Raw genomic sequence first — 20,746 nt, 5'->3', positions numbered from 1 at the left:
AGTTAAACAATTGGTCGTCGGCGGTAGAATAGCAGCCCTGGCATGGCAAGACCAACGGCAAGACCAGCGATAATGAACATGGCCTTTAAAAAGTTCTCCATCAGAGTGGCTAAAAGCTCTGGCGTGTACCCTAAATGGTTGATTTCCACCATAGCAATCATGGCTTTAAAGGCAAATACACCTGGCACCATAGGAATTAAAGCGGCCACGGTAAACACCTTAGGATGCGCCAAAAACTTATGAGACCAATGCACGCCAATCATCCCTACTATGGTTGCGGCAAAAAAGGTCGCCCACTCGATAGGCACACCATAATGCATCATGAGAAAGCGAGAGCCATGACCAATTGCACCGCCGATAGCACAGTACGCTAACGCATTCTGGGGAACATTGAATACCAAAGCAAAACCCACGGCAGGAATCGCCGCAAAAAACATATCGTTTAGCAGTGCAAGTAAAAGTTCAAATACGGACATCACTGCACCCACCCTAGTACATTGGTAATACTCATTGCGCCAACGATCCCTAAACAGGTTGCGAGCGTCAGCAGACTCGCCATAACAAAGCGAGCGATACCCATATTGACGTAACCTTTGATCATATCTGCTACAGAGTTGATGAGCGGAAAACCCGGAACCAGCATAAGGACCGAAGAGGCCATTACGAGCTGCGGCTGTGCGCCAATGCCATAAATCACGGCTTGAGCGGAGATTAGCGTGGTCACAAACGCGGTAATCGCAAAGTTAAGCAGAGGGTTGAAATGACGGTGACCAAACTCTTGCCTAACGATCATGCCACACGCGGATGCAAGAAAGGTCATGGCGAATACCGCCCAATCACCACCTGCTAACCGGCTAAATGCCGCGCAAGACAGTCCGATCATTACCACCACTAGCCAGCGGTTATATCTTTCGGGGCTAATTTGATCGATCTTCTTTTGAGCAAGTTGATAGTCTAGAATGCCCTTCTCCATCATGATGCAGATACGCTGTATCTGCGTCACAACACGCATGTTCAAGCCACGATCCGGACTTCGTCTCGCGGTAGTCACACAGTGTTCTTTGTATACCGTGGTCACGACCAGCGAACTGGCTGACAACGAGACTTCAATCTCATCCATTCCCGCCGCTTTCCCTATACGGTGAGTAATGTGTCCAACTAAGGTGCTTTCAGCGCCATGGGCTAACAGCATCTGACCTGCTTGAGCGATCAGTCGAGAGACTGCTCTTTGATTTGGTGCCATGTTTCCTTCCTAGCGATAATTCTTATCGCACTGCTTGGTATCTTGCAGTGCTTAGTACCTGTAAGGTTCTGTATCACAACAATGCAAACGTTTAAGCGGGTTAGTTTGCCTCAGATTACGTATCAGAGAAATGATTTAGGCACAAAAAAACCGCAATAACAATTGCGGTTTTTCAAAATCAATGGCGATTTAGTCGCGAACGTAGACAACGTGACCGTCATCTTCTTCGTCGTCCCAATCATCCCAGTCATCATCTTCAGTGATAACGTCTTTACCTGACATAGCGTCTTTATGGTAGTCATCCCACATGAAGTCGACTTTTTCTTCTTCAGAGATCTCTTCTTCAGCACGCGGTAAGGTCTCCATAAAGTCTGCTAGCTTGTAGCAAAGCTCTTTGGTGCCGTTCTTGTTGACCGCAGAGATCTTAAAGTATTCATCTTCCCAGCCCAGCGCATCAAGGATCTCTTGGATCACTTCATTGGCTTCGTCTTCTGGCATCAGATCAACTTTGTTGAACACTAACCAACGCGGCTTATCCGCCAGTTTTTCACTGTACTGCTCAAGCTCATCAATGATAGTCAGTGCATTTTCAACTGGGCTTGATTGATCAATAGGCATAATATCGATCATGTGCAGTAGCACGCGACAGCGCTCTAGGTGCTTCAAGAAACGAATACCAAGGCCAGCACCATCCGCAGCACCTTCAATTAGACCTGGGATGTCAGCCACGACGAAGCTCTTCTCAGGTACTACACTCACAACACCAAGACTTGGGATCAGAGTAGTAAACGGATAGTCCGCAACCTTAGGTTTCGCCGCTGATACCGCGCGAATAAAGGTAGATTTACCTGCGTTTGGCAAACCAAGCATACCAACGTCAGCCAGTAGAAGTAGCTCTAGGCGCAGCTCGCGGATTTCACCTTTGGTACCAAGCGTCTTTTGACGCGGCGCACGGTTAACCGATGATTTAAAACGCGTGTTACCAAGACCGTGCCAACCGCCTTTGGCTACCATGACTTTTTTGCCATGTTCAGCTACTTCTGCCACGATTTCGTTAGTGTGAATATCAACCGCGCGAGTACCAACTGGCACCTTCATGACTTTGTCTTTGCCACGCTTACCTGTACAGTTACCGCCACGACCGTTTTCACCACGCTCCGCTTCATAGAAGCGCTGGAAACGGTAGTCGATCAACGTATTAAGGTTTTCATCCGCCTCAATGTAAACGTCGCCGCCATCGCCGCCGTCACCACCATCAGGACCACCCTTAGCTACAAATTTTTCACGCCAAAAGCTGACAACGCCGCTACCGCCGTCGCCCGCTTGGACTTTTACTACCGCTTCATCAACGAACTTCATCTCTTACTCCGACTACTTCTTCGCTTACCCACCATAAGAATAAAGCGTCGTTCAGACGCGCCTTATGGCTTCATTCGATTATCACTACATTTTAGCAGATGACAGAGACGACTCCCCACCAAGCTAGACCTTATCTAAACCTAGAGATTCGTCTCTATCGACTGCCTTCATTTCAATACAAATAAAAAACCCCGCCGACTCGGCAGGGCTTTTGAATTCAGCTTGAAAGCATTGGGTAATTTAGCTAAACGCTTAATTACTCAGCTTCGATGCTAACGAATTTACGGTTCTTAGGACCTTTAACTTCGAATTTCACTTTACCTTCAGTAAGAGCGAAAAGAGTATGGTCTTTACCGATACCAACGTTAGTACCAGCGTGGAACTTAGTACCACGTTGACGTACGATGATGTTACCTGCAAGAACAGACTCACCACCGAAACGCTTAACACCTAGACGTTTGCTTTCTGAATCGCGGCCGTTACGAGTAGAACCACCAGCTTTTTTGTGTGCCATTGTTAAACTCTCCTAATCGATTAAGCGTTGATGCCAGTGATTTTCACTTCCGTGAACCACTGACGGTGACCTTGTTGCTTACGAGAGTGCTTACGACGACGGAACTTAACGATTTTAACTTTATCGCCACGACCGTGTTGTACTACTTCAGCAACAACCTTGCCGCCCTCTACTAGAGGAGCGCCAACTTGAATGTCTTCACCGTTAGCAACAAGTAGAACTTTATCAAATTCAACAGTTGCACCAGTTTCAACGTCTAATTTCTCTAAACGAAGAGTTTGACCTTCGCTTACACGGTGTTGTTTACCACCAGATTGGAAAACAGCGTACATATTTTACTCCGCTTTTTCCGCACAGCCTTTTGATTGTTATTTCAACAAATAGGGTGTGCGCTAAACTAATCATCAATAGGGCGCAGATTCTACGCGAATGATTACCCTATGACAAGCCATATTTTGAAAAAATTGGCGAAACACTAATCGCCAATGAAAAGTGCGGCAATAATGCCCTTTCACCATGTATTAATCAACGTTTTTTAGTGTATTATTCACAGATTATAACTAATGACTAAGCCTTACTGGCTCTAAGCTCAACCGGGTATGTAATGGATTTTAAAGCTATCCAAGCACTGACTGCCGACGATATGGCAAAAGTGAATGAAACAATACAAGCACAATTAAACTCAGAAGTTAGTCTAATCAATCAACTTGGTTTTTATATCGTGAACAGTGGTGGAAAGCGCATAAGACCACTACTTGCTCTTTTGTCGGCCAAAGCGCTCGGCTACCAAGGAAACGCTCATACGACTGCTGCAGCCTTTATTGAGTTTATTCACACGGCAACCCTACTGCACGATGACGTCGTTGATGAGTCTGACATGCGCCGTGGTAAAGCGACCGCAAACGCAGCATTTGGCAATGCAGCGAGCGTTCTGGTCGGAGATTACATCTATACTCGTTCTTTCCAAATGATGACTGGTCTTGGCTCTTTGCGCATTTTAGAGCTCATGAGTGACGCCGTTAACGTAATCGCAGAAGGTGAAGTTCAGCAGTTAATGAACTGTAATGATCCAGACACCACTGAAGAGAGTTACATGCAGGTCATCTACTCTAAAACCGCCCGCCTGTTTGAAGCGGCAACTCAGGTAGGTGCCATTCTCAATGATGCCGAGCCAGAAGTAGAAGCCGCACTACAAAACTACGGCAAGTTCTTAGGCACTGCGTTCCAGCTCATCGACGACGTGATGGACTACACCTCATCAGGTGAGGACATGGGCAAAAACGTCGGTGATGATTTGGCAGAAGGTAAGCCAACACTTCCGCTTATCCACGCGATGCAACATGGTGAAGCCCATGAGGCTGAAATGATTCGTGAAGCGATTGAGAAAGGCAATGGTCTCGATAAGATAGAAGATATCATGGCCACAATGAAGCGTGTCGGCTCGCTTAAATACACTGAAGACATCGCATTTAGAGAAGCGGATAAAGCCGTAGAGGCGATTTCTATCCTTCCCGAGAGTGACTATAAAGAAGCGCTAGTTGCTCTTGCTTACATGGCTGTTAAACGTACCGCATAAAAAAGAGGTAGCGGCTCGAGTTGCTACCCCTTTTTGCAGTTACCGGTCGGATGCGACTCAATAGTACTGTTCGCATCCGTTGTGCAATTGCTGGTCTTCCTCAATTTCCTCAGCGCCGAGCGCCCACTGAATGTCGCTGCCTAGCGGCTCCACAAGCACGGAGTTTGACACTTCGTCAACCACCAACACTTTTCCGACGCCATGCTGAGACTCGACCCACATGCCTTTACGAACGTTTTTAATTTCCATTTTATCCCCTCCCCTAACGCCAATGCTTACGCGCTTATATAGGGTATAGATCAAAAAACCCAGCTTATGAAAGCTGGGTTTGTCTTTTAATCACGTTCTAACGACGCTTAATGCGTCTAGGCGAAATTATTTAGCGAACTCGACACCGATTTCGATATCTTTGTTTAGCGTTTCTAGCATGCCATCAAGCGCCGCTTTCTCGTAGTCGCTTAACTCACCATAGCTAAGAATAGCTTCTGCGCCGTCTTTACCAAGCTTCACAGGCTGAGCGAAGAATGGGGCATGTTCACCGTCACCTTCAACGTAAGCACATTCAATAACGCTCTCTTCGCCTTGTAGGCCCTTAACAAGAGCAAGACCAAAGCGGCAGGCTGCTTGACCCATAGATAACGTTGCAGAGCCGCCACCCGCTTTAGCTTCAACGACTTCTGTACCAGCATTTTGAATACGTTTAGTCAGAGCTTCAACTTCTTCAGCAGTGAACTCAACACCTTCAACTTGGGATAGCAGTGGAAGAATTGTCACACCTGAGTGACCACCGATCACTGGTACACGAATGTCACCTGGATCTTTTGCTTTTAGGTCAGCAACGAAAGTTTCTGAACGGATAACATCAAGCGTAGTGACACCGAATAGCTTGCGCTTGTCATAAACGCCCGCTTTTTTCAGAACTTCGGCTGCAATTGGCACAGTCGTGTTTACTGGGTTAGTGATAATACCGATACACGCTGTTGGACAAACTACCGCGATTCTTTCTGCTAATGATTTTACGATACCCGCGTTAACATTGAATAGATCTGAACGATCCATGCCAGGCTTACGAGCAACGCCAGCAGAGATAAGCACAACATCTGCACCTTCTAGTGCCGGTGTTGGGTCTTCACCTGCATATCCCTTAATAGAGACAGGTGTCGGGATGTGACTTAGGTCAGCAGCAACACCAGGAGTCACAGGGGCAATATCATATAGGGCTAAATCAGAACCGGCAGGAAGACGGTTTTTAAGTAGTAGAGCTAGGGCTTGACCGATGCCACCCGCGGCACCAATAACAGCTACTTTCATGGTAGTTCTCCTTGAGATTGGTATCTCTTATTAATAGTCTTGTAGGGTAATTTTTCATCAGTTAGTAAAAAGCTATAGTAATCACTAATCGATTACAATCAATTAACCTCAGCTTTGCGAGCTCGCGCAACTCGCCAAATACGTGCCACTAAACTAGCACGTAAAGTCCGCCGATAAAACCCACTTTTCCCCTTGGTAATTATGAGGTTATAGCACCTACAACAAGTATGGTTTAAAGTGATATCGTTGGCAGAAACCATGGATAAGTTGGTTAAGATACGGGTTCTGTGCCACAATACGGCGATCACTGCGAGTAGAACGAAGAATAAGAGGCGTATATGCGCAATAACGACAAACAAGACAATCTGGTTCGCGCCTTTAAAGCGCTATTAAAAGAAGAACGATTTGGTTCTCAAGGTGAGATTGTCGATGCATTAAAACACGAAGGGTTTGAAAATATTAACCAATCCAAAGTGTCACGTATGTTGACTAAGTTTGGCGCAGTGAGAACCCGCAACGCCAAAATGGAGATGGTTTACTGCCTACCAGCAGAACTTGGCGTCCCAACTGTCTCAAGCTCACTTCGAGAGTTGGTTCTTGATATTGACCATAATAATGCGCTCGTTGTCATTCACACGGGACCTGGCGCTGCACAGCTCATTGCTCGACTGTTGGACTCCCTAGGTAAGGCAGAGGGCATTCTTGGGGTCGTAGCTGGTGATGACACTATCTTCATCACTCCAACGTTAACCGTTTCGACCAAGCAGTTGTTTGATTCAGTGTGCGACCTATTTGAATACGCTGGTTAAGTTTTAAACATTAACATTTAGAACAATCTATCACGGAACCTCAGTGTTCCGTGATTTGAATCACATCTTGAAAAATCAAAGAATTGGCCAAAAATAAACCTTAATTGTTTGTTTTTGTTGATTTATATTCCAAAATATATACATCCCCTTTCATCTCTAGCACAGACAATTCCCCTATTTCTATTAACAATCCAGTAATTTTCTTCCAAATTATTTGGTATGATTGCGCCACTTTTTCAACATATGGATTGAAAAAGATGCCGTTTCCACATAGGAAACCTCTGAAGACAACTATAGTTATTCAGGGCTAATAATGAATAAGGAAGGGAAATTCATGGCATTTAAGAAACTTGTTAAAATCGGTGCTATTGCCGCTGCAGTAATGGGCGCGGGCGCTGTTAATGCTCAAGAGTTCATCACAATTGGTACTGGTTCTGTTACGGGTGTTTATTACCCGACAGGTGGCGCAATCTGTAAACTTGTGAATAAAGGCCGTAAGGAACACAACATTCGTTGTTCAGTAGAGTCCACTGGTGGTTCTATCTACAATGTCAACACTATCCGTGCTGGTGAGTTAGATTTCGGTATCGTTCAATCTGACTGGCAATATCACGGCTACAACGGCACAAGCAAATTTGAAGAGCAAGGCCCTTACAAAAAGCTTCGTGCAATGTTCTCTCTACACACCGAACCGTTCAACATCATCGCTCGTGCTGATGCAGGTATTGAAAACGTAACAGACCTTAAAGGTAAGCGCGTCAATATCGGTAACCCAGGCTCTGGTGACCGCGCAACTATGGGCGTGGTTATGGATGCAATGGGCTGGACCAACGACGACTTCAAACTGGCTTCTGAGCTAAAAGGTTCTGAACGTTCTCAAGCACTTTGTGACAACAAAATCGACGCATTTGTGTATGTTGTTGGTCATCCAAACGGATCAATCAAAGAAGCAACAACGTCTTGTGACGCGAAGCTAATCTCAGCGACTGGTGAGAAAATCGATGGCATCGTATCAGCAAACCCATACTACGCTTACAGCACAGTACCTGCTGGCATGTACCGTGGTACAGAGGGTGACGTAAACAGCTTCGGTGTAGCAGCAACTATGGTAACCACGTCAGACGTTTCTGACGAAACAGCTTACAACGTTGCCAAGGCTGTGTTTGAAAACTTCGACACATTCAAACGTCTACACCCAGCATTTGCAAACCTGAAGAAAGAAGACATGGTGAAAGCTGGTCTTTCAATCCCTCTTCACCCAGGTGCTGAGAAGTACTACAAAGAAGTTGGCCTTCTAAAATAAGACCACTTCGCAGGGGAAGCAGCGCTTCCCCTGCCTCTTTCTATCATGAGTAACACTCAGAACAACAAACACTAGTACACCCGACTGGTGTGGCTATTTGGGCTCTCTTTCCAAGCCCGTCATTTAGAGCCCTAAAAAAACACAACGAAAACTACACGTTTGCATCCATTGACTACAATGTTAAATGCGAAATACGGTTCTGTGCCTTTGTTCTAAAGTCACAGACCTAAAAATAATAAAGGACAACGTACATGACGCAGACAACACAACCGTCGCAAGATGTGCAAGACATGGTCGCACAAGCTGACACTGGAGCAAGAAGCCCGAAAGGGATACCCGCCAAGATCCTTTGGTTTGTTCCGCTTTGTTGGTCGCTATTTCAACTTTGGTACGCATCACCACTACCATTTGTGTTCAATTTTGGCGTACTGAACGACACTGAAGCGCGTTCTATCCACCTGACATTTGCTATCTTTTTAGCGTTTACTGCTTACCCAGCAATGAAGAATTCTCCTCGTGACCGAATTCCTGCCATTGACTGGATTTTAGCGCTTGCGGGCAGTTTTTCTGCCGCTTATATCTATCTATTCTATACCCAGCTCGCTGGTCGATCTGGCGCACCAACGACAATGGATATCGTCGTTGCCGTAACGGGTATGATTCTTTTATTAGAAGCAACACGCCGTGCACTCGGTCCACCGCTAATGGTCGTTGCAGCAGTATTCCTGCTATATACGTTCGGTGGTCCTTATATGCCGGATGTCATCGCTCACAAAGGCGCTAGCCTTAACAAAGCGATGTCACACCTATGGCTCACCACAGAGGGTGTGTTTGGTGTGGCTCTAGGCGTATCCACCTCATTTGTATTCCTGTTCGTACTATTCGGCGCCATGCTTGAACGTGCCGGTGCGGGGGCTTACTTCATCAAAGTAGCGTTCTCACTACTTGGTCACATGCGTGGCGGCCCAGCAAAAGCTGCAGTTGTCGCATCAGGCCTGTCTGGACTTGTTTCTGGTTCTTCCATCGCTAACGTAGTAACGACCGGTACATTTACAATCCCGCTGATGAAACGAGTAGGCTTCCCTGGCACCAAGGCTGGTGCAGTAGAGGTCGCAGCATCAACTAACGGTCAGCTCACTCCACCAATCATGGGTGCCGCGGCCTTCTTGATGGTTGAGTACGTGGGTATCTCTTATGTTGAGGTTATCAAAGCGGCCTTGCTGCCTGCGCTTATCTCATACATAGCGCTTATTTACATCGTGCACCTTGAAGCCTGTAAAGCGGGCATGACGGGACTGCCGCGTCGCCATAACCCAACGCTAGTACAAAGTCTGCTGTCGTTTACAGGCACCATCTTAGGGCTTTGCGTGATTAGTGCTGTGGTTTACTACGGTATCGGTTGGACTAAAGATGTGTTTGGTGATGCCGCCACCCCAATCGTTAGTGTAGCTCTACTACTTTCATACATAGGTTTATTACGCGTCTCCGCTAAATACGCCAAAGAAGGTGGTATGGAGATCGATGCTGAACTCAATGAAGTCCCTGATCCAGGTCCAACCATTAAATCTGGTCTGCACTTCCTACTGCCTATCGTCGTCCTTGTTTGGTGTTTGACTGTTGAGCGCTTCTCTCCAGGTCTATCTGCATTCTGGGCAACGGTGTTTATGATCTTCATCCTAATCACCCAACGTCCGCTCATTGCCTTGATGGCAAAAACCAGTGACGTCACTGAGGAGCTCAAAGCGGGTTTTGTGGACCTAGCCGAAAGTCTTGTTTCCGGCGCTCGAAACATGATTGGTATCGGTGTAGCTACTGCTGCAGCGGGCACGGTTGTGGGTGTTGTTACCCTCACGGGTATCGGCCTTGTAATGACCGACTTTGTTGAGTTCATCTCAGGCGGAAGCATCATCTTGATGCTGCTATTTACGGCCGTTATCTCGCTTATCTTAGGTATGGGCCTGCCGACGACAGCGAACTACATCGTGGTATCAACCTTGATGGCACCTGTTATTGTGACACTTGGCGCAGCACACGGTCTGATTATTCCTCTGATTGCCGTTCACCTGTTCGTATTCTATTTCGGTATTCTGGCGGATGATACGCCACCGGTAGGTCTTGCAGCCTTCGCTGCGGCAGCCATTGCTAAATCAGACCCTATCCGTACTGGTATCCAAGGCTTCACCTACGATATTCGTACCGCGATTCTGCCGTTTATGTTTATCTTTAACACTCAGTTGTTGATGATGGGCATCGACTCATGGTGGCACTTAGCTCTCACCGTTATCTCTGCGGTCATCGCGATGTTGATCTTCTCTGCAGCGACGCAAGGGTGGTGGTTCACTAAGAACAAATGGTGGGAAACCGTGCTGCTACTCGCGCTAACGTTCACCTTCTTCCGACCAGGTTTCTGGTGGGATATGGTCTATCCAGCGAAAGTTCTTTCACCTGGGGTTGAGATAGCTCAAGTTACTGAAAACTTAAATGTTGGACAATCCCTCGAGTTGAGAGTCGCTGGCGAAACCCTTGAAGGCAAATACGTTGAGAAAACAGTTCGCCTACCATTTGAGGATGATGCTGTCAGCGCAGACGACCGTATTGCTTCTATGGGTCTAATGCTTAACGAGACCGACGGCAAGATGATTGTCGATATGGTTGAGTTTGGTAGCCCTGCTGAAGCATCTGGTTTGGACTTCGACTGGGAAATCAAATCTATCGTGCAGGAAGCAGATAGACCAATGAAAGAGTGGGTCTTTGTACCTGCCCTACTTTTGCTTCTCGTTATGGCGATGAATCAAAAGCGCCGCGCTCGTCGTGAGAGTTTGAGCGCCTAAGGTAATTTTGGCTCCAAGTATTTAAACTTGGGGCCCTCTACCTTAAAACGGAACGGATAATACTAGCCAAGCTTATGCTTTACCCTATGCTAGTAGGGTAGGAACCAAAAAGAGAAATAACATGTACAAGCAAATCCTTGTTCCTGTCGATCTGAATGACAAAGGCTTTTCTGACAAAGCCGTCGAAATTGCGGTTTGGCACGCCAAACACTCAAACGCAGAAGTCCATCTACTGAATGTGCTGCCTGGCATTCACATGTCTATGGTCGCGACCTACTTTCCTAAGGACGCTGCTGCGCAAATGAAGAATGATGTTAAGGCGCAGCTTAAAGCGTTCGCCGAACAACACATCTCTGACGACGTGGTGTATAAGGTGCATGTCGCAGAAGGCAAGCCGTACGCGACCATCCTAGACTACGCTGAGCGTCTTGGCGCTGATCTTATTGTCATGCCAAGCCATAAACGTTCGAAGATAGATAAAGTGGTCTTGGGTTCAGTGGCAAGTAAGGTAGTGCAGAACTCCCCAATCAATGTGCTCGTTGTGAAACCACAAGCCAATTAGACATTGCGGCTACCTCTGCGTGCTTCGAGTTAGCTCTGTTAGACAAGTCCCACCTTACGTGGGACTTTTTACTTTTAACGCACTAGCTTGGAATGTTCTATACAACTCGATTCTGCTCAACACCTTGGCTAGTCGCCTCTAGATTACTGACCAATATCTCACACAGTCTAGTAATCGATGAATCACTCCCCCACGCGACATGAGGCGTTAGAATCAAGTTTGGCAGGTGTTGATTCGCAACCAATGGGTTATCCATCGGTGCCGGCTCTTTTGTAAATACATCGACACCAGCACCAGCAATTTCGCCACGTTCCAATGCACTGACCAATGCGCTCTCATCAACTAAACCACCTCGACCCGTGTTGATGAGCAAAGCCGTTGATTTCATCTTACTAAGTGCATTCGCATCAATAAGGTTGCGGGTTTCATCCGTTAACGGACACAGCAGAGCTATCGCATCACTCGTCTCAAGGCAGTCCTCAAATGAAACATACCCTGATCTGCACTCGCTTACGCCCCGACGCTCAGCAAACTGCACCTTAACACCAATAGCGCGTGCTAGCGCGGCGGTAGCTTGACCTAGTGTGCCACTGCCAATGATGCCGAGAGTCGATCCCGCCATATCTTGTATAGGATGAGTAAAGAAGCAAAACTTTTTCTGACGCTGCCATTCCCCATCAGCAATGTCTTTGTGATAAGCAAACAGGTTACGTTTAAGGGCAAATAGCAGCCCGATGATGTGCTCCGGGACCGATTGGGTCGCGTAACCTTGGATATTAGTGACTCGGATCTGATGTTTTCGGCAGTAGTCTAAATCAACATTATTGACTCCAGTCGCAGCAACGGCGATGTGCTCCAGTCGAGACGCAGTATTTAGCGCATCTTCTCCAAGATACACCTTATTGCTGATCACAATATCGGCATCGGAGATCCGTTGCGCGACCTCGTGAGGTGCTGTCTCAGGGTAATTGACCCATTGGTGCTCAAAAGTAGGCTGGGGAATAAGAATATGTGCTGGAATCGTGTCTCGGTCTAAAAACACAATCTTTTTGGCGGCCATGATGTCTCCTTTGATATTCACGGCCGACAAACAATTTATGGCCGAGGCAGGCTCTTATAATCGGGTAAATGCGGCGCGGGGTCAAAGTGCTCAATCACAAGTTGTTCAGTCTGCTCGTAGAAATCACAAGGAACAAAAACCGATTGTAACTGCTCTGATTGCGGATGATAGAAACACAGCTCTGAAGCATGCAGCTCAAGTCGCTGAGAATAATTCATCGCGTCTTCATGAGCGTAAAATTCATCGCCAACAATAGGGTGCCCTAACTCAAGCAAATGCACTCGCAGTTGATGTGAGCGCCCCGTGATAGGAAACAATCGAACAACACTGGTTTTCTCTTCTTGCTTAACGACCTGATAATAAGTCTGCGAGGGTTTGCCATGCTCGTAACATACCTTTTGACGTGGACGGTTTGGCCAATCACAGATCAAGGGTAAATCGATAAGCCCTTCGCGCTCGGAAGGCGTCCCCCACACTCGCGCGTAGTAGATCTTATGAGTCAGGCGGTATTGGAACTGCTTTTTGAGTGAACGCTCGGCTTCCTTCGTCTTGGCTAAAAGCATAAGTCCAGAGGTCGACATGTCTAATCTATGTACCACCTGAATCTCCGGATAGTCGACCACCAGTCGACTCCACATACTGTCGTAATGCTCAGCCGCTTTCCCTGGCACGGATAAAAGCCCTGATGGCTTGTTAACCGCAAGGATGGTCTCATCCTCATAGACGATATCAATCCAAGGATCAGTTGGCGGAGTGTAACTTAGCATGGCCATATATAGGTCTCGCGCTGTATAGCTGGGTAAAAAAGTAGGAAAAACAAAAGGCGCAACTTTCGCTGCGCCATTCTATCAGTTAAATAATGTGTCAGCGAAACGCTTAATTATGACTGACCACAATCAAGCGAAGTGAATCCAGCTGAACCTGAGCCTTGTTGATGTACTCATCTAGCTCAGAGATTTGAGATTCAATGGCATCAATCTCTTCATCACGAATATTTGGGTTAACCGCCTTGAGGGCTTGTAGACGCTCAAGCTCACCATTTAGGCTCGCATACATGGCTTTATGAGCCTCTTCACGAACCACGGTTAGCTTCTCTTCCACGGCACCATTACCCGCTTCAATCAAACGATGTACATCCGCTTGAACCGAGGTAACGAGCTTACTTGCTAGATGGCGGTTTACTGGGCTTAGCTGGCGATTAAAGCCTTCAAACTCGACCTGTGCCGAGAGGTCATTACCACGCCCGTCCATCATCATGCGAATTGGTGTTGGTGGCAGGAAGCGGCTAATACCGCTCTTCTTTGGTGCCTGAGCATCGACAACGTAAACCAACTCAAGCAAGATGGTTCCTACTGGCAGTGCTTTGTTCTTTAAAAGCGATACCGCACAGGTACCAACGCCTTCGCTCATCACCAAGTCGATACCACCTTGAATCATTGGGTGTTCCCAGCTGATAAAGTTCATATCTTCGCGAGATAAGGCAGTATCACGGTCAAAGGTGATGGTTGCCCCCTCATATGGAAGACCTGGATAACTTGGTACCATCATATGCTCAGATGGCGTCACAACGAGGGCATTCTCACCTTTGTCGTCTTGGTTAAGACCTATGGTGTCAAATAAGCTAAGGGCAAAAGTCACTAGGTTAGTGTCGCCATCCGTTGCCGAGATCTTCTCAACAATTTCTTGCGCGGCCTCACCACCGTTAGAATGCATTTCGAGCAGGCGGTCACGACCTTGCTCCAACTCATGCTTGAGTTCTTGGTTGTACTGTCGTGAGCCCTCAATGACATCATCGAGCTCGCTTGTATCACCGCTTGCCAGCATGTTAATGATGCTCTCTTCATAGCGGTCATACACCATACGCCCCGTTGGGCAGGTTTCTGCGAACGCATTGAGCCCCTCATTGAACCAGCGCGCAAGAATGCCCTGAGAGGTGCCTTCAAGATAAGGAACATGCACATCAATATCACGTTTTTGACCAATACGGTCCAAACGACCAATGCGCTGCTCCAGTAGATCTGGGTTAAATGGGAGATCGAACATGACCAACTGGTTAGCAAATTGGAAGTTACGACCTTCAGAGCCAATTTCACTACAGATCAGCACCTGAGCACCGCCCTCTTCCTGCGCAAAGTAAGCCGCGGCTTTATCACGTTCAAGAATAGACATGCCTTCGTGGAACACAGTGGCACGAATACCTTCACGCTCACGTAGAGCCTGTTCGAGCTGCAGCGCAGTACTAGCGCGTGAAGCAATCACCAATACCTTTTCACTGCGCTTCGCGGTAATCTTTTCAATCAACCAATTCACACGAGAATCGAATTGCCACCAGCTTGAATCTTCCCCTTCAAATTCTTGGAAGATCTCCTCTGGATAGAGCATTTTCATCGCGCGCGCTTCAGGCGTCATCTTGCCACCGATCATGCCAGAGACACGCATTGACGTTGTGTACTGCTGAGGGATCGGCATCGGAATCAGATTCACGTTACGGGTAGGAAACCCTTTGATTGCTGCTCGTGTGTTTCTGAACAAAACACGCCCCGTACCGTGGCGATCCATCAGGTTATCGATAAGCTCTTGGCGCGCCGTCGCTTTCTCTTCATCACTTGCGTTGCTCTCAAGCACATTGAACAGTGGCTCAACGTCTTGCTCTGAAAGCAGTTCAGTGATCTGGTTTTTCGCATCATCAACCAAGGCTTGACCAGAGAACAAAGCCGTTACTGCATCTGCGACGGGTGCGTACTGGTCTTCTTCTTTAACAAAAGCTTCGTAATCAAAGAATCGGTCAGCATCGAGAAGACGCAAACGGGCAAAGTGACTTTCGCGACCAAGTTGCTCTGGCGTTGCAGTCAGTAGAAGGACACCAGGTGTCTTTTCCGCTAGTGCTTCAACAACTTGATATTGTCGGCTTGGCTGCTCTTGGCTCCATTCTAGGTGGTGCGCTTCATCGACAACCAATAGGTCCCATTCCCCTTCTAGCGCTTGCTCGAAACGCTTGCGGCTCTTACGTAGGAAGTCCAGTGAACACAATACAAGTTGCTGAGTATCAAATGGATTGTCTGACTCGGCGTAGGCTTCAATACAGCGCTCTTCATCAAAGATAGAGAAATGCAGGTTAAAGCGGCGCATCATCTCAACTAACCATTGATGCTGAAGCGTCTCTGGTACCACAATCAAAATGCGCTGAGCACGTCCTGAAAGTACTTGTTGGTGAATGATCATACCCGCTTCAATGGTCTTACCCAGACCCACTTCATCCGCTAGCAGTACGCGAGGCGCAAAACGGCGACCGACTTCGTGTGCGATGAATAACTGATGCGGAATCAGACCAGCACGCATACCACATAGTCCACGCATTGGACTCTTGTGCTGCTCATACTGGTTACTGAGGGCTCGATAACGCAGCACAAAGTTGTCCATACGATCAATCTGACCAGCGAACAACTTGTCCTGAGGTTTGTTAAAACGAATTTGGTGGCTTAAGAAAATCTCGCGCAGCGCGACATTGGTCTCTTCAGTATCCTGACGTGTACCTATATAAGTAAACACACCCTGGTCTTCAATGACCTCTTCAACCTCTAGTGACCAACCTTCTTGGCACTCTATGACATCACCGACATTAAACGTAACTCGGGTAACAGGCGCATCATTACGTGCGTAAACGCGATTCTCTTCTGATGCTGCAAACATAAGTGATACTGTTCTCGCATCCAATGCGACGACCGTACCTAAACCTAAATCACTTTCCGTATCGCTAATCCAGCGCTGCCCTAAAGCAAATGTCATAGAGAGACTACCTCAATTCGTATCGATTTCTTTTTTATTTCGGCGGTAACTCAGCTTGCAATTGCCTACAAACTGCGCTCAAAACTCCGCCCAAATAATAGTAGGTGATCGCGCAAATTTTGCTCGCGCCATCCCTTGGATGAAAGGTCGCTAATCTTACTCGAAGGCGTGATACAGGTCACGCCAATTACAAGGAAAACCTGAGTTTTTTTTGAATTGTCGTGGTTGACATCAAACTGCAAAAAAAGAGTGTCATTTCTGAGAACCTAAGTGAGATTTTTCACTTATACTCAAATTGTGAACCTAAGCGATATGCCACTACTCGCCAAGCCCTGATAGTGGCATCTCTCGCATGGTTTACAGGGAATCAGGTTCAATCGACTTTGTCAGATTGAACGCATCACGGTTGACTCACTAGGATAGGAAATCAGAGCCAGCGTAGATCCCCTGCACCGTTTACGAGCGATTAGCGCAGTAAATGAATGCAACACGGAAGGACAGTCTGACTCGATCCCCATCCGAGTTAACCGCAAAGGACCAGCGCCAGTTGCGGCAAGGAGACTCTATGGGCGATACCGACCGTAAAATTTTCGTTCTCGACACCAATATTCTTCTCCACGAACCTCACGCCATTTTTTCATTCAAAGAACACGACGTCGTCATTCCAATGACGGTACTCGAAGAGCTCGATCGCATAAAAGACAGTAAGCGAGACGTAGCGCGAGATGCTCGAGTCGCCATACGAGCACTTGAAGATATTTTCAAAGACGCCACCCCAGATGAAATTTCTGAGGGCATTCCTTTTTCGAGTAATTTAGATGCAACTGGAACCATCTCTATCTTGGCAGACTATGTCTTGCAAGAAACGGTCAAAGCATTTGCCGACAAAGAGGGTGATAACCGCATTCTTAATGCCGTATTGTACCTACAGAACAAGCGCTCACCACGTGAAGTCGTGTTGGTGACCAAAGACATCAACATGCGCTTGCGTGCCAAAGGGGCGGGCGTACGTTTTGTCGAAGACTACCGAACCGACCAATTGATCGACGATGTTCAATACCTCACCAAAGGTTTCCAAAAATCAGAAGGGGCTTTTTGGGAGAACATCGATGAAGTGGAAACAAAAACCTTAGCGAGCAAGACCTATCACACCTTCGACCGAGAGGCTATCGACCCAACCTTTATTAACCAATACCTAATTGATGAATCGAGTGATTTTGCAGGCCGTGTTGCCGATATTGATGGTGAAAAAGTCACAATTCGCGACTTGAGCCAAGAACGGATGCTGTGTCGCCAAGCCTGGGATATTCGACCTAAAAACATCTATCAAGGCATGGCAATGGATGCCCTACTCGACCCCGACATCGATTTGGTGATCCTGACTGGCGCAGCCGGTAGTGGTAAAACGCTACTTGCCATGGCGGCAGCGTTGGAGATGACGATTGAACGAGGCATGTTCGATAAGATCATCGTCACCCGAAACACGCCTGACATAGGCGAGTCCATCGGCTTCTTACCGGGCACAGAAGAAGAAAAGATGATGCCTTGGCTAGCTGCAATCACCGATACCTTAGAGGCGCTGCATAAGAATGACCACTGTACAGAAGGGTCTCTGAAGTACATTTGTGATAAAGCCAATATTCAGTTCAAATCGATTAACTTTATGCGGGGTCGTTCGATTCAAAACGCGTTTGTACTGCTTGATGAATGTCAAAACCTAACGGCATCACAGATCAAGACCATTATCACGCGCTGTGGTGAAGGCACTAAGATTGTCTGCTCTGGTAACTTAGCGCAGATTGACTCCCCCTACTTAACCCCAGTCACCTCAGGGCTGACTTATATGGTAGAACGCTTTAAAAACTTTGGCGGTAGTGCCAACATCCACCTTAACGGTGTAGTGCGCAGTCGCTTAGCAGAGTTTGCTGAGGAGAATTTGTGAATCTTTCGCGGAATGACAATACCTCGTCATAAAAATACTCGTCATCCCCTTGAAAAAGGGGATCTCTTTCAGCGTATAACGCGCTGTGGGAGATCCTCGCTTTCGCGAGGATGACGGGCTATCGAATGACAGTTTGTGGTAGAACGAGGAAAGTTAGTCCGTGCCACCCACGGTTAGTGCATCCAACTTCAAGCTTGGCTGACCAACGCCAACAGGCACACTCTGACCGGCTTTACCACAAACGCCAACGCCACGATCAATGCTCAGGTCATTACCAACCATGGAAACCTGCTGCATGGCTTCGATACCTGAGCCAATCAAGGTAGCGCCTTTGACTGGGGCCGTGATCTTACCATCTTCAATAAGATAAGCTTCTGAAGCCGAGAATACGAACTTGCCAGACGTAATATCAACCTGGCCACCGCCAAAGTTAGGTGCATAAAGGCCTTTTTTAACCGTTGAGATAATCTCTTCTGGCGAGTGCTCACCTGGCAACATATAGGTATTGGTCATGCGCGGCATCGGCAAGTGCGCGTATGACTCACGACGTGCATTACCTGTTGGGTTCACACCCATTAAGCGAGCGTTAAGCTTGTCTTGCATGTAGCCTTTTAGTACGCCGTTCTCAATAAGCGTATTGTACTGACCATGGACACCTTCATCATCGACATTGAGTGAGCCGCGAAGATCTTGCAGTGTGCCGTCATCAACAATAGTGCAAAGGTTTGAAGTCACTTGCTCACCAAGCTTACCAGAGAATACCGATGACTCTTTACGATTGAAGTCACCCTCCAAGCCATGACCCACCGCTTCATGAAGCAGCACTCCCGGCCAGCCTGAGCCTAATACGACCGGCATAGTACCAGCTGGAGCATCAATCGCTTCTAGATTAACCAAGGCCTGACGAATAGCCTCGTCTGCATAGTTATAGGCAACCTGTTGGCCTTCTTCCGTTGATAGGAAGAAATCATAGCCATATCGACCGCCACCACCAGCGCTACCACGCTCACGTCGCTCACCCTTTTGCGCTAATACGCTAATAGATAAACGAACAAGCGGACGAACGTCACCAGCAAACGTGCCATCCGTTGCAGCGACTAGCATCTGCTCGTAAACACCACTGAGGCTCACCGACACTTCTTTTACCAACGGCTCTTTAGTTCGGATATAGGCATCGAGCTGTTTCAACAGTTCTGTCTTCTGCTGTTTCTCCCAGCTCTCTAGTGGGTTTACCGCAGCATAGTAAGCCTGATTATAGCTACGCGTTAGCGCTTTCACTTGAGCGCTTTGGCCTTGCTGTGCGATACCACGAGCGGCAATCGCGCTCTGTTTCAGGCCTTCAAGTGTAATTTGGTCGGAATAAGCAAATCCCGTTTTCTCTCCCGTTACAGCTCGAACACCCACACCTCGGTCGATGTTGAACGAACCATCTTTGATGATGCTGTCTTCCAGAACGAGTGATTCGTGCCAGCTGGATTGAAAGTAGATATCCGCATAGTCTATTTGGCGGGTCGCAATACTTGCTAGTGTCGCTTCAATGTCTTGCTCAGAAAGACCAGTTGGGCCCAATAGCGCGTCTTCTATGCGTTCCATATTTGATTACTCTTTTGTAAGTATAATTAGTGTAGATGCTGTTCGAAGCGGATATGTTTTGCGACAGGCATACTCTGTCTCACCTCTTCAACCACATCAAAATTCAGTTCAGCGGTAATGGTGCCGGCTTGCTGTTCAAGTTGGCCTTGAATCTCCCCCCATGGAGATATCACCATAGAATGCCCCCAGGTTTCTCTTCCACAAGGGTGCGTACCACATTGATTGGCGGCAATGATCCAGCACTGGTTTTCTATCGCTCTTGCACGTAAGAGCACTTCCCAGTGTGCTTTGCCCGTCACCGCTGTAAAGGCGGCGGGCACTACGATGACGTTTGCACCTTGTGCTCTCAACGCACAGTATAGGTGAGGGAAACGCAAATCATAACAAATAGATAGACCGATCGCGCCGAAATCGGTGGGTACCATGGCAATGTTACCTCCCGCCTTAAACGTCTCGGATTCCCGATATTTTCTATGACCGTCGTCGACGTCAACATCAAACATATGCAGCTTGTCATAGTGATTCATTCGCTGACCGTTCACATCAAAAACTAACGTTGTGGTAGAGACTTCCTTATCAGACACCCGAATAGGGAAACTGCCGATGATCAGATTCACTTTGTATTGCTTAGCAAGCTCAGCCAATTTTGTTTGATACGTCCCTTGACCTAAATACTCTGCGTGCTGGTGATAGTCTTCTCTTTGCCCAAACACCAGAGCGTTTTCTGGCGTTAATATCCAACGCATCCCTTTGCCAACCAAAAAAGCGACTTTCTCCTTAATATGTTGAAAGTTGCTCTCAGGATCGGGTCCTGAGGTCATTTGAATGATTCCAAAGCGTTCCTTGCTCATCGAATT

18 protein-coding genes are annotated in these 20,746 nt (G+C 47.4%); 6 read left to right on the top strand and 12 right to left on the bottom strand.

What is annotated here, in order from left to right; genetic code table 11:
• Nucleotides 1–2 precede the first annotated feature (2 nt).
• The 5 genes from LY387_RS02435 to rplU form a co-directional block, all read right to left on the bottom strand.
• Complete coding sequence (locus tag LY387_RS02435) at nucleotides 3–476, bottom strand: threonine/serine exporter family protein (RefSeq protein ID WP_042473450.1); 474 nt, start codon at nucleotides 474–476, stop codon at nucleotides 3–5.
• Entirely contained in the window at nucleotides 476–1,243 is a 768-nt protein-coding gene (locus LY387_RS02430) for a threonine/serine exporter family protein (protein WP_234495196.1), read from the bottom strand. The genes LY387_RS02435 and LY387_RS02430 overlap by 1 nt, the downstream gene beginning before the upstream one ends.
• Nucleotides 1,244–1,432: 189 nt before the next feature.
• On the bottom strand, nucleotides 1,433–2,602 hold the full coding sequence (gene cgtA, locus LY387_RS02425) for an Obg family GTPase CgtA (RefSeq protein ID WP_234495195.1): 1,170 nt from the start codon (nucleotides 2,600–2,602) through the stop codon (nucleotides 1,433–1,435).
• 256 nt (nucleotides 2,603–2,858) lie between these two features.
• Complete coding sequence (gene rpmA, locus LY387_RS02420) at nucleotides 2,859–3,116, bottom strand: 50S ribosomal protein L27 (RefSeq protein ID WP_004409945.1); 258 nt, start codon at nucleotides 3,114–3,116, stop codon at nucleotides 2,859–2,861.
• Between the two features lie 20 nt (nucleotides 3,117–3,136).
• A complete protein-coding gene (rplU, locus tag LY387_RS02415; RefSeq protein ID WP_006074830.1) occupies nucleotides 3,137–3,448 on the bottom strand; it encodes a 50S ribosomal protein L21 in 312 nt (103 codons plus the stop codon).
• 272 nt (nucleotides 3,449–3,720) lie between these two features.
• Here rplU and ispB point away from each other — a divergent pair, with 272 nt between their 5' ends.
• Complete coding sequence (gene ispB / locus LY387_RS02410) at nucleotides 3,721–4,692, top strand: octaprenyl diphosphate synthase (protein WP_234495194.1); 972 nt, start codon at nucleotides 3,721–3,723, stop codon at nucleotides 4,690–4,692.
• Nucleotides 4,693–4,749: 57 nt separating this feature from the next.
• Here ispB and LY387_RS02405 read toward each other — a convergent pair whose 3' ends face one another.
• Together LY387_RS02405 and mdh are read right to left on the bottom strand one after the other, a co-directional pair.
• Complete coding sequence (locus LY387_RS02405) at nucleotides 4,750–4,941, bottom strand: hypothetical protein (protein WP_128648801.1); 192 nt, start codon at nucleotides 4,939–4,941, stop codon at nucleotides 4,750–4,752.
• Nucleotides 4,942–5,067: 126 nt separating this feature from the next.
• Nucleotides 5,068–6,003, bottom strand: coding sequence for a malate dehydrogenase (mdh, locus tag LY387_RS02400; protein WP_042473438.1), 936 nt, complete (start codon nucleotides 6,001–6,003; stop codon nucleotides 5,068–5,070).
• 338 nt (nucleotides 6,004–6,341) lie between these two features.
• Here mdh and argR point away from each other — a divergent pair, with 338 nt between their 5' ends.
• The 4 genes from argR (at nucleotide 6,342) to LY387_RS02380 (ending at nucleotide 11,508) form a co-directional block, all read left to right on the top strand.
• Complete coding sequence (argR, locus tag LY387_RS02395) at nucleotides 6,342–6,812, top strand: transcriptional regulator ArgR (protein WP_042473435.1); 471 nt, start codon at nucleotides 6,342–6,344, stop codon at nucleotides 6,810–6,812.
• 334 nt (nucleotides 6,813–7,146) lie between these two features.
• Nucleotides 7,147–8,115 (top strand): TAXI family TRAP transporter solute-binding subunit, encoded by a 969-nt coding sequence (locus LY387_RS02390; RefSeq protein WP_042473432.1) that lies wholly within the window; start codon nucleotides 7,147–7,149, stop codon nucleotides 8,113–8,115.
• Between the two features lie 251 nt (nucleotides 8,116–8,366).
• A complete protein-coding gene (locus tag LY387_RS02385; RefSeq protein WP_234495193.1) occupies nucleotides 8,367–10,946 on the top strand; it encodes a TRAP transporter permease in 2,580 nt (859 codons plus the stop codon).
• 121 nt (nucleotides 10,947–11,067) lie between these two features.
• Nucleotides 11,068–11,508, top strand: a complete 441-nt coding sequence (locus LY387_RS02380) for a universal stress protein (RefSeq protein WP_042473429.1) — start codon at nucleotides 11,068–11,070, stop codon at nucleotides 11,506–11,508.
• Nucleotides 11,509–11,605: 97 nt separating this feature from the next.
• On the opposite strand, the gene LY387_RS02375 is transcribed toward LY387_RS02380, so the two are convergent.
• From LY387_RS02375 to rapA, 3 genes are all read right to left on the bottom strand, one after another.
• Nucleotides 11,606–12,568 (bottom strand): D-2-hydroxyacid dehydrogenase, encoded by a 963-nt coding sequence (locus LY387_RS02375; RefSeq protein ID WP_234495192.1) that lies wholly within the window; start codon nucleotides 12,566–12,568, stop codon nucleotides 11,606–11,608.
• Nucleotides 12,569–12,603: 35 nt separating this feature from the next.
• Nucleotides 12,604–13,341, bottom strand: coding sequence for a bifunctional tRNA pseudouridine(32) synthase/23S rRNA pseudouridine(746) synthase RluA (gene rluA / locus LY387_RS02370; protein WP_234495191.1), 738 nt, complete (start codon nucleotides 13,339–13,341; stop codon nucleotides 12,604–12,606).
• Nucleotides 13,342–13,444: 103 nt separating this feature from the next.
• Nucleotides 13,445–16,354, bottom strand: coding sequence for an RNA polymerase-associated protein RapA (rapA, locus tag LY387_RS02365; RefSeq protein ID WP_234495190.1), 2,910 nt, complete (start codon nucleotides 16,352–16,354; stop codon nucleotides 13,445–13,447).
• A 565-nt stretch (nucleotides 16,355–16,919) separates the two neighbouring features.
• On the opposite strand from rapA, the gene LY387_RS02360 reads away from it, so the two are divergent.
• Nucleotides 16,920–18,296 (top strand): PhoH family protein, encoded by a 1,377-nt coding sequence (locus LY387_RS02360; protein WP_042473421.1) that lies wholly within the window; start codon nucleotides 16,920–16,922, stop codon nucleotides 18,294–18,296.
• Between the two features lie 153 nt (nucleotides 18,297–18,449).
• Here LY387_RS02360 and tldD read toward each other — a convergent pair whose 3' ends face one another.
• Complete coding sequence (tldD, locus tag LY387_RS02355) at nucleotides 18,450–19,889, bottom strand: metalloprotease TldD (protein ID WP_234495189.1); 1,440 nt, start codon at nucleotides 19,887–19,889, stop codon at nucleotides 18,450–18,452.
• Between the two features lie 26 nt (nucleotides 19,890–19,915).
• Nucleotides 19,916–20,740: a carbon-nitrogen hydrolase family protein gene (locus LY387_RS02350; protein WP_234495188.1), complete on the bottom strand. Its 825-nt coding sequence runs from the start codon at nucleotides 20,738–20,740 to the stop codon at nucleotides 19,916–19,918.
• Between the last annotated feature and the right edge of the window lie 6 nt (nucleotides 20,741–20,746).

Origin of the sequence: Vibrio maritimus, from assembly GCF_021441885.1 — a bacterium.
Classification (GTDB): domain Bacteria; phylum Pseudomonadota; class Gammaproteobacteria; order Enterobacterales; family Vibrionaceae; genus Vibrio; species Vibrio maritimus_B.
This window is presented reverse-complemented; position numbering and strand designations above follow the sequence as displayed.

What these genes read in the sequence shown, in the direction of transcription:
- LY387_RS02435 (WP_042473450.1), bottom strand. Translation starts at nt 476, where the DNA reads ATGTCCGTATTTGAACTTTTACTTGCACTGCTAAACGATATGTTTTTT.
- LY387_RS02430 (WP_234495196.1), bottom strand. Translation starts at nt 1,243, where the DNA reads ATGGCACCAAATCAAAGAGCAGTCTCTCGACTGATCGCTCAAGCAGGT.
- cgtA (WP_234495195.1), bottom strand. Translation starts at nt 2,602, where the DNA reads ATGAAGTTCGTTGATGAAGCGGTAGTAAAAGTCCAAGCGGGCGACGGC.
- rpmA (WP_004409945.1), bottom strand. Translation starts at nt 3,116, where the DNA reads ATGGCACACAAAAAAGCTGGTGGTTCTACTCGTAACGGCCGCGATTCA.
- rplU (WP_006074830.1), bottom strand. Translation starts at nt 3,448, where the DNA reads ATGTACGCTGTTTTCCAATCTGGTGGTAAACAACACCGTGTAAGCGAA.
- ispB (WP_234495194.1), top strand. Translation starts at nt 3,721, where the DNA reads ATGGATTTTAAAGCTATCCAAGCACTGACTGCCGACGATATGGCAAAA.
- LY387_RS02405 (WP_128648801.1), bottom strand. Translation starts at nt 4,941, where the DNA reads ATGGAAATTAAAAACGTTCGTAAAGGCATGTGGGTCGAGTCTCAGCAT.
- mdh (WP_042473438.1), bottom strand. Translation starts at nt 6,003, where the DNA reads ATGAAAGTAGCTGTTATTGGTGCCGCGGGTGGCATCGGTCAAGCCCTA.
- argR (WP_042473435.1), top strand. Translation starts at nt 6,342, where the DNA reads ATGCGCAATAACGACAAACAAGACAATCTGGTTCGCGCCTTTAAAGCG.
- LY387_RS02390 (WP_042473432.1), top strand. Translation starts at nt 7,147, where the DNA reads ATGGCATTTAAGAAACTTGTTAAAATCGGTGCTATTGCCGCTGCAGTA.
- LY387_RS02385 (WP_234495193.1), top strand. Translation starts at nt 8,367, where the DNA reads ATGACGCAGACAACACAACCGTCGCAAGATGTGCAAGACATGGTCGCA.
- LY387_RS02380 (WP_042473429.1), top strand. Translation starts at nt 11,068, where the DNA reads ATGTACAAGCAAATCCTTGTTCCTGTCGATCTGAATGACAAAGGCTTT.
- LY387_RS02375 (WP_234495192.1), bottom strand. Translation starts at nt 12,568, where the DNA reads ATGGCCGCCAAAAAGATTGTGTTTTTAGACCGAGACACGATTCCAGCA.
- rluA (WP_234495191.1), bottom strand. Translation starts at nt 13,341, where the DNA reads ATGGCCATGCTAAGTTACACTCCGCCAACTGATCCTTGGATTGATATC.
- rapA (WP_234495190.1), bottom strand. Translation starts at nt 16,354, where the DNA reads ATGACATTTGCTTTAGGGCAGCGCTGGATTAGCGATACGGAAAGTGAT.
- LY387_RS02360 (WP_042473421.1), top strand. Translation starts at nt 16,920, where the DNA reads ATGGGCGATACCGACCGTAAAATTTTCGTTCTCGACACCAATATTCTT.
- tldD (WP_234495189.1), bottom strand. Translation starts at nt 19,889, where the DNA reads ATGGAACGCATAGAAGACGCGCTATTGGGCCCAACTGGTCTTTCTGAG.
- LY387_RS02350 (WP_234495188.1), bottom strand. Translation starts at nt 20,740, where the DNA reads ATGAGCAAGGAACGCTTTGGAATCATTCAAATGACCTCAGGACCCGAT.